The sequence below is a fragment of the Enterobacter cloacae complex sp. IR5459 genome (genome assembly GCF_049238005.1).
GTDB classification, from domain to species: Bacteria; Pseudomonadota; Gammaproteobacteria; order Enterobacterales; family Enterobacteriaceae; genus Enterobacter; species Enterobacter hormaechei_C.
The window spans coordinates 163,715-177,805 of sequence record NZ_JBMKIG010000005.1 but is presented as its reverse complement, the minus strand read 5'-3'; the positions used below and the strand labels follow the sequence as shown (position 1 = coordinate 177,805).

Here is a 14,091-nt window from a genome sequence, read left to right as displayed (position 1 = left end):
ATGCAGCATCTGCAAAATACAAAACCACAAGAGACGTCAGAGAGCGGGGAAGTGATAGTCCTGCCTCCGTTACAGGTTCGCCGTCGTGCGCCCGCGTTTACGCGTCGGATGAATGATTTTTTACAGCGCGTCATCCCGGCGCTGCTCGGTCTCGGCCTGCTGGTGGTGCTCTGGCAGCTGGCGGCGATAAACAGTAAAGGCTTTCCGACGCCGCTCAGCACGCTCGATTCGGCCATAAGCCTGTTTGCCGATCCGTTTTATCGCGACGGGCCAAACGATATGGGCATTGGCTGGAACGTGCTGGCGTCGTTGCAGCGCGTCGCCATCGGCTTCGGTCTGGCGGCGCTGGCGGGCATTCCGCTGGGCTTTTTGATTGGCCGCTTCACCTTTTTCTCCCGCATGTTCAACCCGCTGATCGCGCTACTGCGTCCGGTCAGCCCGCTGGCCTGGCTGCCTATCGGCCTGCTGCTGTTCCAGAAAGCGGAGCCTGCATCGAGCTGGACTATTTTTATCTGCTCCATCTGGCCGATGGTCATTAACACCGCCGAAGGGGTGCGCTGTATTCCGCAGGACTACCTCAACGTGGCCCGGGTGCTGCAACTCTCAGAGTGGACCATCATGCGCCGCATTCTTTTCCCGGCCGTGCTGCCTGCGGTGCTGACCGGGGTACGTCTTTCCATTGGCATTGCCTGGCTGGTGATTGTCGCCGCCGAGATGCTCACCGGAGGTTTAGGCATTGGCTTCTGGATCTGGAATGAGTGGAACAACCTCAACGTCGAAAACATTCTCATCGCCATCGTCATCATTGGCGTGGTCGGGTTGCTGCTGGAGCAGGGGCTGATGCTGATCGCCCGTCGCTTTAGCTGGCAGGAAAAATAAGGAGTGAAGATGAAACCGTTAATTCAGGTCCAGGCCGTGAGCCAGCGTTTTTCCACCGCCAGCGGCGAGTTTCTGGCGCTGCAAAACGTCTCTTTTGATATCCACGAGGGCGAAACCGTCAGTCTGATTGGTCACTCCGGCTGCGGCAAGTCGACGCTGTTAAACCTGATCGCCGGGATCACGCTGCCGACGGAAGGCGGGCTGATTTGCGACAACCGCGAAATCGCCGGGCCGGGGCCAGAGCGCGCGGTGGTGTTTCAGAATCATTCGCTGCTGCCGTGGCTGACCTGCTTCGACAACGTGGCGCTGGCGGTGGATCAGGTCTTCCGTCACACCATGAGTAAGGCCGAGCGCAAAGCGTGGATTGAGCACAATCTCGACCGGGTGCAGATGGGCCACGCGCTGCATAAGCGCCCCGGGGAGATCTCCGGCGGTATGAAGCAGCGCGTCGGGATTGCCCGCGCGCTGGCGATGAAGCCGAAAGTCCTGCTGATGGATGAACCCTTCGGCGCGCTGGATGCGCTGACGCGCGCCCATCTTCAGGACTCGGTGATGCAGATCCAGCAGGCGCTGAATACCACCATCGTGCTCATCACCCACGACGTGGACGAGGCGGTACTGCTCTCTGACCGCGTACTGATGATGACCAACGGCCCGGCGGCCACCGTGGGTGAGATCCTGCGCGTCGATCTGCCGCGCCCGCGCAACCGGGTGCAGCTGGCGGACGACAGCCGCTATCACCACATGCGCCAGCAGATCCTCCATTTCCTCTACGAAAAACAGCCGAAAGCGGCGTAATGAGGGGGCACGATGCGACTGGTCATTATCGGTAATGGTATGGCGGCAACCCGGCTGATTGCGTCGCTCACCGGGCGTGTTCCCGGTCGTTTCGCTGTCACCGTCATCGGTGACGAGCCGGAGCAGGCATACAACCGCATCCAGCTTTCGCCAGTGCTGGGTGGCGAAAAGCAGGCGGAGCACATCTGTATGCACGATGAAGACTGGTACACGGCACGAGGCGTGACGGTGCTGCGAGGAGAAACGGCGCTCGCAGTAGACGTCAACGCGCGTGAAGTGCATACCTCTGCTCGCACGCTGGGCTGGGATGCGCTGGTGTTTGCTACCGGTTCTACCCCTGTTGTGCCGCCGATCCCCGGCGGCGATGCGCCGCATGTGTTCACCTTTCGCACCCTGGCAGAAACCCGCGCCATCCAGAATATCTCCGGGCCGGCGGTAGTGCTGGGCGGCGGAGTACTCGGCGTGGAGGCAGCGGCAGCGCTGGCGCGCAAGGGTGACAACGTCACGCTCGTGCATCGCGGTCCGTGGCTGATGGAACAGCAGCTGGATCAGCAGGCGGGACTGTTGCTGGAAGAGGCGCTGGCGGCGCGGGGCGTTAGCTGTGAACTCGCCTCGGGCATCACCGCCATCGCTGACGATGCCGTGACGTTGCTCGACGGACGCCGCATTGCCGCCACGCGCGTGGTGCTGGCAACCGGCGTGCAGCCCAACGTTGCGCTGGCAAATGCCAGCGGCATTCGCTGCGCGCGCGGCATCGTGGTGGTTCAGGAGATGCAAACCTCCGTGCCGGGTATCTACGCCATCGGCGAGTGCTGCGAAATTGACGGCCAGACGTTTGGCCTGGTGGCCCCCTGTCTGGCGCAGGCGGATATTCTTGCCGCGCGGCTGGCCGGGGAGGTCACCGCGCCGTTTACCCTGACCGACAACGGCGTGCGCCTTAAGGTGACCGGCGTGGATCTGTTCAGCCTCGGGCGCGCGACGGCGCAGGCGGACGATGTGGTCTGGAGTTCATGGGACCCGCTGACCCGTCACTATCGACGTTTACTGATCCATCAGGGGGTGCTGGCTGGCGTGCTGCTGATGGGTGACTGCCGCAGCGCGGCAACCTTTACCGATTTACTGGCAACGGCTGCGCCCGCCCACGCGGACTGGCTGTTCGATCGTTTCACAACGCAACCGCAGGTTGCAGGACAGAACGCTATGACAAAACCTACTCTGGTGGTGGTTGGGCACGGTATGGTCGGCCATCATTTCCTCGAAGACTGCGTTAACCGCAATTTGCATCAGCAGTATCAGATTATTGTTTTTGGCGAAGAGCGCTATGCCGCCTATGACCGCGTGCATCTGTCGGAATATTTTGGCGGACGCAGCGCGGACTCGCTCTCGCTGGTGGCGGGGGAGTTCTTTGCCGATAACGGCATTGAGCTGCGCCTCTCGCAGCAGATCGTTGCTATCGATCGTGATGCACACGTAGTGCGTACCGCCAGTGGCCATGAGACTCACTGGGACAAGCTGGTGCTGGCGACCGGCTCGTACCCGTTCATACCACCCGTTCCGGGCAACGATCTGCCGGGGTGTTTTGTCTACCGCACCCTCGACGATCTGGACAACATTGCGGCCCATGCGGCAGGCTCTCGCCGCGGCGTGGTAATTGGCGGCGGCCTGCTGGGTCTGGAGGCGGCGAATGCACTTAAGCAGCTCGGGCTGGAAACTCACGTGGTGGAGTTTGCGCCGAACCTGATGGCGGTGCAGCTCGACAGCGACGGCGCGGCAATGCTGCGCAAGAAAATTGAGGCGCTGGGCGTAGGGGTGCACACCAGTAAATCGACGACGGAGATTGCCACCGCAGACGACGGGCTGGTGCTGCGCTTTGCCGATGGTGAACAGCTGGAAACGGACATGGTGGTCTTCTCTGCCGGTATTCGTCCGCAGGACGCGCTGGCGCGCAGCAGCGGGCTGGTTATCGGCGAGCGCGGCGGTATCTGTATTGACGACGGCTGCCGGACTTCCGATCCGGACGTGCTTGCCATCGGCGAATGCGCGCTGTGGGAGGGAAAAATCTTTGGCCTGGTGGCCCCGGGCTACCAGATGGCGCGCGTGGCCGCCGCTGTGCTGGCGGGTGAGGAGAAGCGCTTCACCGGCGCGGATATGAGTACCAAACTCAAGTTGCTGGGCGTGGATGTGGCGTCGTTTGGCGATGCTCACGGGCGCACGCCGGGTGCGCTGAGCTACCAGTGGACGCACGGGCCGCAGCAAATCTACAAAAAAATTGTGGTCAGCCACGACAGCAAAACCCTGCTGGGTGGCGTGCTGGTGGGCGATGCCAGCGAATACGCCACGCTGGTGCAGATGATGCTCAACGGCATCGGCCTGCCAAAAGAACCGGAAACGCTGATCTTACCCGTATCGTCAGGCAGCGCGCCGAAAGCGCTGGGCGTGGCGGCGCTGCCGGAAAGCGCGCAGATCTGTTCGTGTCATAACGTCAGCAAAGGGGATATCTGCCAGGCGGTAAGCGCGGGCGCAACGGATATCGGCGCCATTAAGCAGTGCACCAAAGCGGCGACCGGCTGCGGAGGCTGTAGCGCGCTGGTGAAGCAGGTGATGGAGTTCCAGCTTGCGGAGCAGGGCGTGGAGGTGAAGAAAGATATCTGCGAACACTTCCCGTACTCGCGTCAGGAGATTTACCACCTGGTGCGCGTCAACCATATCCGCACTTTTGACCAGCTTATCAGCCGCTACGGTCAGGGGCACGGGTGCGAGATCTGTAAGCCGCTGGTGGGATCGGTATTGGCTTCCTGCTGGAACGAGTATCTGCTGAAACCGGCGCATCTGCCGTTGCAGGACACCAACGATCGCTATTTCGCCAATATTCAGAAGGACGGAACCTACTCCATCGTCCCGCGGATGCCTGCGGGTGAAGTGACCGCCGACGGGCTGATCGCCATCGGCCAGATCGCGAAACGCTATAGCCTTTACAGCAAAATTACCGGCGGGCAGCGTATTGACCTGTTTGGCGCCACGCTCGAACAGTTGCCGGAAATCTGGCAGGCGCTGGTGGAGGCCGGGTTTGAGACCGGACATGCCTACGGGAAATCTCTGCGCACGGTGAAATCCTGCGTCGGGTCGACCTGGTGCCGCTACGGCGTGCAGGATTCCACCGGCCTCGCGGTCAGGCTGGAGCACCGCTACAAGGGCCTGCGCGCGCCGCACAAAATCAAAATGGCGGTCTCCGGCTGTACCCGTGAGTGCGCAGAGGCGCAGAGCAAAGACGTGGGGGTGATTGCCACGGACAAAGGCTGGAACCTCTATCTGTGCGGCAACGGCGGGATGAAGCCGCGCCACGCGGACCTCTTCGCCAGCGATCTGGACGACGAAACGCTGATCCGCACCGTTGACCGTTTCCTGATGTTCTACATTCGCACGGCAGATCGTCTGCAACGTACCAGTACCTGGATGGATAACCTGGAAGGCGGCCTCGACTATCTGCGCGAGGTGATCCTCAACGACAGCCTGGGGATCGCCCACGAGCTGGAGCAGGAGATGGCTCGGGTGGTGGAAACTTACCAGTGCGAATGGCAAACCACCCTTAACGATCCTGACCGCCTGGCGCTGTTCCGCACTGCGGTGAACGTCCCCGCCGCGGAGGAGAACAAGCGCTGGCAGGAAATTTGTAATATCGATGAGATCCCGGAGCAGGCGGGCATCGGTGCGCATCTTGGGCGCAAACCGATTGCGCTGTTCCGCTTTGGCAAAAACGTTTATGCCCTCGACGATCGGGAGCCGGGTAGCCGCGCGAACGTGCTTTCACGCGGCATCCTCGGCGATGCGGCGGGGGAACCGGTGGTGATCTCGCCGCTCTACAAGCAACGTATTCGTCTGCGCGACGGCTGTCAGGTGGAGAATGGCGAACCCGTGGTGCGCGCCTGGCCGGTAAAAATTGAAAACGGCAAGGTATGGGTTGGAAATGAAGAGCTGGTGATGCGTGCGGAGGCCTCATGACCGAAACCCGGACAACGTGCCCTTACTGCGGGGTGGGCTGCGGCGTGGTCGCCAGCGCAGACGGTGAAAAGGTGAGCATTCGGGGGGATGAAACTCATCCGGCGAATTTCGGTCGTCTGTGTGTAAAAGGATCTGCCCTCGGGGAAACCACGGGGTTGCAGGGACGCCTGCTGCGCCCGGTGGTCGATGGCCGGGAGGTGGCATGGCCGCAGGCGCTGGGCGAAGCGGGCGAGCGGCTACGGAACATCATCAACGAATGGGGGCCGCAGGCGGTGGCGTTTTATGCCTCCGGCCAGCTGTTGACCGAGGATTACTATGCCGCCAACAAGCTGATGAAAGGCTTTATCGGGGCGGCGAACATTGATACCAACTCGCGGCTGTGCATGTCATCGGCGGTGGTGGGCTACAAACGCGCCTTCGGTGAAGACGTGGTGCCGTGCAGCTACGAGGACGTGGAAAACAGCGATCTGGTGGTACTCGTTGGCTCAAACGCGGCCTGGACGCATCCGGTGCTGTATCAGCGGCTGGTGCAGGCAAAGCACAACAATCCGCAGATGAAAGTGGTCGTGATCGATCCGCGTAAAACCGCCACCTGCGATATCGCCGATCTCCACCTCGCGCTCAGACCCGGCAGCGACGCCGGGCTGTTTGTGGGGTTGCTCAATCTGATTCAGGGGCGGGGCGAGTGGCCGATCCCTCGCGTGGCGGCGTTTTGCGATCTGCCTTCAGACGAGATTAGCACCTTCTACGACTGGTTTATCACCGCGCCACGCGCGATCACGCTCTACACCATGGGGATCAACCAGTCCTCCACCGGCAGCGACAAGTGTAACGCCATCATTAACGTGCATCTTGCCAGCGGGAAGTTCAACCGTCCTGGCTGCGGCCCGTTTTCGCTGACCGGACAGCCAAATGCCATGGGCGGGCGGGAAGTGGGCGGGCTGGCGAATCAGCTGGCGGCGCACATGAACTTCGAGCCGGACGATCTTTCGCGCGTGGCGCGTTTCTGGGGAACGGAACGGCTGGCGCAGACCCCGGGCCTGATGGCGGTGGAATTGTTTGACGCCATTGCGCGCGGCGAGGTGAAGGCGGTGTGGATCATGGGCACCAACCCTGCCGTGTCGCTTCCCGACAGCCACGCGGTGTGTCAGGCTCTGGCAGCCTGCCCGCTGGTCATGGTATCTGAGGTGATGCAGGAGACGGACACCAGCCGGTTTGCCCATATCCGTTTTCCCGCCCTGGGCTGGGGCGAGAAAAACGGCACGGTGAGCAATTCTGAACGCCGTATCTCCCGCCAGCGCGCGTTTCTGCCTGCGCCGGGCGAGGCCAGACCGGACTGGTGGATCATCGCCCGGATGGCAGACCAGCTCGGTTATGGCGATGCCTTCGCCTGGAAACACCCTCAGGAGATATTTTGTGAACATGCGGCGCTGACGGCGTTTGAAAATAACGGCGAACGGGCGCTAAACCTGCGCGAACTGGCGTCGCTGTCGCGAGAGGCGTGGGACGCGCTGGCGCCTTATCAGTGGCATGCCGGTGATTTCCCGCAAAGAAATCTTGTACCGGTTGATCCTTCCTCGCATGCGGCAGGCGTCGACGAATTGTACCCCTTGATACTAAATACCGGGCGGATCCGCGATCAGTGGCACACCATGACGCGCACGGGGTATGTTCCGCGCCTGATGCAGCATATTGATGAGCCTTTTGTTGAGATGAACGCAACCGATGCGGCGCGCGCTGGGCTGACTGACGGCCAGCTGGCGCGGGTAAGCTCACCGCGCGGAGTGATGGTTGCCAGAGTACGTATCTCCACCGCGCAGCGTGCGGGCGAGCTGTTTGCGCCGATGCACTGGAACGCGCAATTTGCACGGCAGGGGAAGGTCAATGCGCTGGTGGAAGGGCGGATTGATGCCGGTTCCGGCCAGCCGGAGAGTAAACAAACCGCGGTGAGGATCATGCCCTGGCTACCGGCCTGGCAGGGTGAACTGTATGCCCGCGAGCTGCCAGCGCTGCCGCCGTCGGTCTGCTGGTGGCGTAAAGCCTCACGTCTGACGGTGGCGGGGGAGCAGCCGTTGCTGTCGTGGGTCAGGGCGTACGCCAGCGGTCGGGGCTGGCAGTTACAGGTGGCACAGACGGGAGAACGCAGCAGCGTGCTCGCCTGGCATCACGGCGAGCTGATGCTGGGCTACTGGGAGGGCCATACGCTGCCGGCGCTGGCGCATGCGTTTATTGAAGAAGCCTTTGCTGCTGCACCCGTACAACTCGCTGAACGCCATGCGCTGCTGCACGGACAACGGCCGGGCGAAGATGCCGATCCCGGGCGAATTATCTGTAGCTGCTTCAGCGTGGGTGAAAATACGATACGTAAGGCGATAGCCGGAGGCTGTGATTCTGCCGCAGCGCTGGGCGTGAAGCTGCGCTGCGGCACGAACTGCGGCTCCTGCGTGCCGGAGCTGAAAGCGCTGTTGGGATAATAGTGCAAGGGCGTCGGTTGGCGGCTTCGCACCGGTACGAATTTGTAGGTCGGGTAAGGCGAAGCCGCCACCCGACAAATCTTTTCAGGATATTCCTGAAATTTCTGTTAAGACTGGTTTTCAGGGCTTATGGCGTTAACATAATAAGTGTTTGTTCATAAACACAGGTTCTGATTGACGACGTTGAAGGCTGTATCGTCCCGCATCCGTTTTTTGCTGTTACTCCCCCTTTTTACGGCTGGAGCCGTTCACGGTGCGCCGAAATCCTTCGTGCAGCAGGCGCAGAATCCGTTTGATAATAACGGCGATAGCCTGCCGGATCTCGGTATGGCGCAACCGACCACCGAAGGCGAAAAGCATCTGGCTGAAATGGCAAAGGCCTTCGGTGAAGCCAGTATGACCGATAACGGCCTGACGGCCGGGCAGCAGGCGCGACAGTTCGCGTTTGGCAAAGTGCGGGATGCCGTCAGCGGGGAAGTCAACGAGCAGATTGAATCCTGGCTTTCACCCTGGGGAAACGCCAGCGTCAATGTACTGGTGGATGACGACGGCAACTTTAACGGCAGCAGCGGTAGCTGGTTTATCCCCTGGAACGACAACACCCGTTATCTGAGCTGGAGCCAGCTTGGCCTGACGCAGCAGACAGATGGGCTGGTGAGCAATGTCGGGATCGGGCAGCGCTGGGTTGCCGGAAACTGGCTGCTGGGCTACAACACCTTTTACGACAACCTGCTGCAAGACAACCTGCAACGTGCCGGGCTGGGCGCAGAGGCGTGGGGTGAAAACCTGCGCCTGTCGGCCAATTACTACCAGCCGTTCGCTGGCTGGCAGCCGCGTTCCGACATCCGCGAGCAGCGCATGGCGCGCGGGTACGACGTAACGGCCAAAGCCTGGCTTCCCTGGTTTCATCACCTGAACACCAGCGTCAGCTTTGAACAGTATTTTGGCGATAACGTCGATCTGTTTAACAGCGGTACGGGATATCACAATCCGGTTGCGGTCAACCTGGGGCTGAACTATACCCCCGTTCCGCTGGTCACCCTGACGGCTGCCCATAAGCAGGGGGAGAGCGGCGTTAGCCAGAATAACCTCGGGCTGAAGCTCAACTATCGCTTTGGCGTGCCGCTGGCGAAACAGCTTTCCGCCGGGGAAGTGGCGGCGACGCGCTCGCTGCGGGGCAGCCGCTATGATTCACCTGAGCGCGATAATCTGCCCGTGATGGAATTCCGTCAGCGCAAAACCCTCTCGGTATATCTGGCCACGCCGCCGTGGGATCTTAAGCCAGGCGAAACCGTGATGCTGAAGCTGCAAATTCGCAGCAAGCACGGTATCCGGCAGATCCACTGGCTGGGTGATACCCAGGCGCTCAGCCTGACCTCACCGGCAAACGGCAACAGCAGCGATGGCTGGAGTGTGATCATGCCTGCATGGGATGATTCAGAAGGGGCGAAAAACGCATGGCGGCTAACGGCCGTGGTGGAAGATAAGGATGGGCAGCGTGTCTCCTCCAATGAGATCACGCTTTCCGTGGTGCAACCGCTCGTCGCAATGCCTGCCGACGATCCACGGTGGAAGTTGCTGCCGGATGAGTAAGTTAAAAAATGCGCTCCTGATGCACCCAGACGGCGGCTTCGACGCGGGATTTTAACTTCATTTTTTTCAGCATGTGTTTGACATGCACTTTGACCGTGCTCTCGGTGATGTCCAGACGGCGGGCGATCATTTTGTTCGGCAGCCCCTGGGCAATCAGCTTCAGAATGTCACGCTCGCGCGGGGTCAACTGGCTGACGTCGCGGTCAGACGTGGCGCGGTTCGCACGCAGGCTGGCAGCCAGTACCGGCGTTAACGCTTCACTCAGCACCATCTCGCCTGCGGCAGCCTGTTGCAGCGCCTTGAGCAGATCTTCCGGCTCCATATCTTTCAGCAGATAGCCGTCTGCCCCTCGCTTGAGGGCGGTGACCACGTCTTCTTCATGGTTTGAGACGCTGAAGACCACCACCCGGCCAGAGAGGGATTTCTCCCGCAGCTTGTCGAGGGTTTCCAGGCCATTCATGCCCGGCATGTTGAGATCGAGCAAGATCAAATCAGGATCGAGCGATTCGGCAAGTTCAATACCCTGTTCGCCGTTGCTGGCTTCCCCGACGACGGTGATATCTGGCGCCATGCTGACAAGCTGTTTAACGCCAGTGCGCAGCATCGGATGATCGTCAATCAACAGGATAGATGCCGGTTCCTGATTAGTCATGGTTTTCTCCTTGAGCAGTTATGAGGGGCTTTTCGGGTATAAAGGTGACCACTACTTCGGTGCCACCTGACTCTCCCCGGCGAACCTGGCAATCACCGCGCAGGCTTTGCGCGCGGTCTCGCATGATAATTAAACCATAATGGTTCGTTCGTTCGGCATTTTCCGGCACGCCGCGGCCGTTATCCTGAACCCTGAGCTTCACCTGATTATCCTGGCAGCTGACGGTGACCGTAACGGCCGTCGCCTCGGCATGCTTGAGCACGTTGCTCAGGGCTTCACGGGCAATTTGCAGCAAATGGATCGCCTGGTGAGAGGGGACAAAACGCGGTGGCAGCTGGTAATCCAGCTTCACCGGGAAGCCCAGCCGGGCACTAAACTCCTGACAGCTGGACTCCAGCGCAGGGCGCAGCCCCGGCTCGGTGAGCTGCAAACGGAAGGTGGTCAGCAGCTCGCGAAGCTGAACCCACGAGGTGTTAAGCTCGTTGCGGATCTGGCTGAGCAGCTGTTTGCTGCTCTCGGGCATGCCTTCGTCCTGCATTTGCAGGCAGCTCACCTGCATCTTCATGCAGGAGAGGGACTGGGCGATGGAGTCGTGCAGCTCGCGGGCGATGGTGGCACGCTCCTCCATCACGATCAGCTGCTGCTGTTTCTCCTGGTGGCGGTCGAGCGCCAGCGTGGCCGTGAGCTGCTCAACAAGCGTATCGACCAGCTGCTGCTGGTCGTGGCTCAGGTGACGTCCGGCGGGCAGGGTGGCCAGCAAAATACCGTACTGGGTATGGCTGTCCATCAGCCGCCACTTGAGGGTCGTGCCGCTGGTGGTAAGCGGCGGCAAGCCGCGCGGGCACAGATGACACCCTTTATCGTCGCAGGAGATGTCCGACTGACAGGTAAATTCCTGATGGTTTTCCTCATCTTCAACGTCGTAAACCCGAAGCTCAAGATCGCGGAGCAGAGTCAGGTTTTGCAGGCCGTTCAGTACTGGCGAGAGACGTTCGCAAAGCGGTACCTGCATATGCAGGCGACGGTTCGCCTGCCAGAGGAAAGAGAGGATCTCGTTTTTTTGCTCAAGCCCGGCGGTTTTCTCCTGGACGCGTTGTTCCAGTACCGCGTAGCTCTCTGATAGCTCTGCCGACATGGTATTGAGCGCCTCGCCAAGCATCGCCATTTCGTTGCGCCCGCTGATGTGCGTGCGCTGGGTAAAATCGCGCTGTGTGACGGCGCGGGCCATCGCCAGGAGCTGTTTCCAGGGGTTAAGCAACCGCGCGCGCAGCCAGATAACCGTGAAAATCAGCAGCAAACCCATAAACAGCGCCATTGCGCGGTGAACCATCACCACACGGTCAATGCGTAACTCTGTGGTGCGATCGAATGAGGAGACAAGATGATCGATGCGTGACACAAACCCGGCGACATCCTGGGCGACCGTTTCCCGGTCTTCCGCCCGCTTTAAGCCGGGCTCCAGCTGGGTATGCCAGTAGCCCTGAAGCGCCTTAAGCTGAGATTGCTGACCGTCACGGATGGCGGCTCTTTCCAGTTCAGGGCTGAATGCGGTACGCTCCATTTCGTCGATAAGCGGTTGGTCAGCCTGCGTCAGCGGCACCGACGCCAGTAGCCGGTAACTCTGCATACGTAGCGAGCCTGCCTCGTTGATGGCATGCGCGTTACCCTGTACACCCTGTACCAGCCAGCCAGAAATAGCCATGCCGGTCACACCGATAGCGGTGGACAGCAGAACAATAAGCGCCAGCTGGTTAACCAGCGTCAGCGGAGATAAACATCTTTTTAACATAGAGTTGCCGGGCTCCTGACGTGACCTGATTGCAGGAATGGCGCTATTCTGGTGCATACCCTGGAGTATACCCATACCAATAAAGGATTACCTCTAAATTGCCAGAGAGGTAACGGTTAGTGGGTGGACGAAGCAGGGATGCCTCAGCACCGTGAAAAACCACACCTTTTTTACGTTTTGCATCTACTCATTAAGAGTGATGGCTTTTTTTTTGCCGCAAAACCTCCCACTTTTCCTTTGATTTATATCAACTTACCGCCGCTCTAAAGCCCTAATGTTTGCAGCATCATTCGAGAATCAGAGGTGTCTATGAGTCACTCTTCCGCTCCCGAAAGGGAAACTGGTGCCGTTATTACAGACTGGCGTCCAGAGGATCCGGCGTTCTGGCAACAGCGCGGCCACCGTGTAGCAAGTCGTAATCTGTGGATTTCCGTTCCATGTCTGTTACTGGCGTTTTGCGTCTGGATGTTGTTCAGTGCGGTTGCGGTTAACCTGCCAAAAGTGGGCTTTACCTTTACCACCGACCAGCTGTTTATGTTGACCGCGTTGCCGTCGCTTTCAGGCGCACTGCTGCGCGTTCCTTATGCGTTTATGGTGCCGGTCTTTGGTGGTCGTCGCTGGACGGCTTTCAGTACCGGGATCATGATCATACCGTGCGTGTGGCTCGGTTTTGCGGTGCAGGATACCTCCACACCGTTTAGCGTGTTCGTGATTATCTCTCTGCTGTGCGGTTTTGCGGGGGCGAACTTTGCGTCCAGTATGGCAAACATCAGCTTCTTCTTCCCGAAAGCGAAGCAGGGTGGCGCGCTGGGCATTAACGGCGGTCTGGGTAACATGGGCGTGAGCGTGATGCAGCTGATTGCCCCGCTGGCGATCTCTGTCTCCATCTTTGCGGCCTTTGGCGGCGGCGGTGTGACGCAGCCCGACGGTTCCGTGCTGTTCCTGCAAAACGCCTCCTGGATTTGGGTACCGTTCCTGGTGGTCTTTACCCTGGCGGCGTGGTTCTTCATGAACGATCTGTCCGCGTCCAAAGCGTCATTGAGCGAGCAGCTGCCGGTTCTGAAGCGTGGCCACCTGTGGGTGATGGCGCTGCTGTATCTGGCGACCTTCGGCTCGTTCATCGGTTTCTCCGCAGGCTTTGCCATGCTGTCTAAAACCCAGTTCCCGGACGTGCAGATCCTTCAGTTTGCCTTCTTCGGTCCGTTTATCGGCGCGCTGGCACGTTCGCTGGGCGGGATGATCTCCGACCGTCTGGGCGGGACGCGCGTTACGCTGGTGAACTTTGTTGTAATGGCCATCTTCTGTGCGCTGCTGTTCCTGACGCTGCCTGCGGGTGGTGAGGGGGGTAACTTCTTTGCCTTCTTCGGCGTCTTCATGGTGCTGTTCCTGACCGCCGGGCTGGGCAGTGCGTCTACTTTCCAGATGATCTCTGTCATCTTCCGCAAGCTGACCATGGACCGCGTGAAAGCGCAGGGTGGGAGCGACGAGCAGGCAATGCGTGAAGCCGCCACCGATACCGCTGCGGCGCTTGGGTTTATCTCTGCGATAGGCGCGATTGGCGGCTTCTTTATTCCAAAAGCGTTCGGTATCTCACTGGATCTGACCGGCTCACCGGCGGGTGCGATGAAAGTATTCCTCGTCTTCTATATCGCCTGCGTGGTCATCACCTGGCTGGTATATGGCCGTAATACCAAGAAAAACAAGTAAGCTTGATTATCCGTTTGCGCGGCCTGAGTGCCGCGCTTTTTTTAATCGCTAAATAGTTACAACATACTAATGGCGTTACCCGTGGTCACCCGCAGGTAACGCTGTGATCGCCATCGCTTTACAGGTGTTTCTACCCCTTAATACCTAAGATGTTAAATTTTGCCTCGCTTATTGTACGATAAATAAAATATATCTATATA

Annotated in this window: 8 protein-coding genes; 6 read left to right on the top strand and 2 right to left on the bottom strand. The window is 59.7% G+C overall.

The features are described 5' to 3' along the window. The 5 genes from ntrB (at position 1) to ACOTX4_RS12550 (ending at position 9,743) form a co-directional block, all read left to right on the top strand. Positions 1-879 (top strand): nitrate ABC transporter permease, encoded by an 879-nt coding sequence (gene ntrB, locus ACOTX4_RS12570; RefSeq protein WP_063937637.1) that lies wholly within the window; start codon positions 1-3, stop codon positions 877-879. Positions 880-888: 9 nt separating this feature from the next. After that, complete coding sequence (locus tag ACOTX4_RS12565; RefSeq protein WP_015570359.1) at positions 889-1,677, top strand: ABC transporter ATP-binding protein; 789 nt, start codon at positions 889-891, stop codon at positions 1,675-1,677. Between the two features lie 12 nt (positions 1,678-1,689). Beyond that, the gene (nirB, locus tag ACOTX4_RS12560; RefSeq protein ID WP_074167731.1) at positions 1,690-5,676 is read left to right on the top strand and encodes a nitrite reductase large subunit NirB; all 3,987 of its coding nucleotides are present in this window, start codon (positions 1,690-1,692) and stop codon (positions 5,674-5,676) included. After that, on the top strand, positions 5,673-8,150 hold the full coding sequence (locus ACOTX4_RS12555; RefSeq protein ID WP_346399542.1) for a nitrate reductase: 2,478 nt from the start codon (positions 5,673-5,675) through the stop codon (positions 8,148-8,150). The genes nirB and ACOTX4_RS12555 overlap by 4 nt, the downstream gene beginning before the upstream one ends. A gap of 174 nt (positions 8,151-8,324) precedes the next feature. Beyond that, complete coding sequence (locus ACOTX4_RS12550) at positions 8,325-9,743, top strand: YchO/YchP family invasin (protein WP_063937633.1); 1,419 nt, start codon at positions 8,325-8,327, stop codon at positions 9,741-9,743. 1 nt (position 9,744) lies between these two features. Here ACOTX4_RS12550 and narL read toward each other — a convergent pair whose 3' ends face one another. Together narL and narX are read right to left on the bottom strand one after the other, a co-directional pair. Continuing rightward, on the bottom strand, positions 9,745-10,395 hold the full coding sequence (gene narL / locus ACOTX4_RS12545; RefSeq protein WP_003856701.1) for a two-component system response regulator NarL: 651 nt from the start codon (positions 10,393-10,395) through the stop codon (positions 9,745-9,747). Continuing rightward, positions 10,388-12,184, bottom strand: coding sequence for a nitrate/nitrite two-component system sensor histidine kinase NarX (gene narX, locus ACOTX4_RS12540; protein ID WP_003856703.1), 1,797 nt, complete (start codon positions 12,182-12,184; stop codon positions 10,388-10,390). The genes narL and narX overlap by 8 nt, the downstream gene beginning before the upstream one ends. A gap of 309 nt (positions 12,185-12,493) precedes the next feature. Here narX and ACOTX4_RS12535 point away from each other — a divergent pair, with 309 nt between their 5' ends. Further along, entirely contained in the window at positions 12,494-13,891 is a 1,398-nt protein-coding gene (locus ACOTX4_RS12535; protein WP_003856705.1) for a NarK family nitrate/nitrite MFS transporter, read from the top strand. The last annotated feature ends 200 nt before the right edge of the window (positions 13,892-14,091 follow it).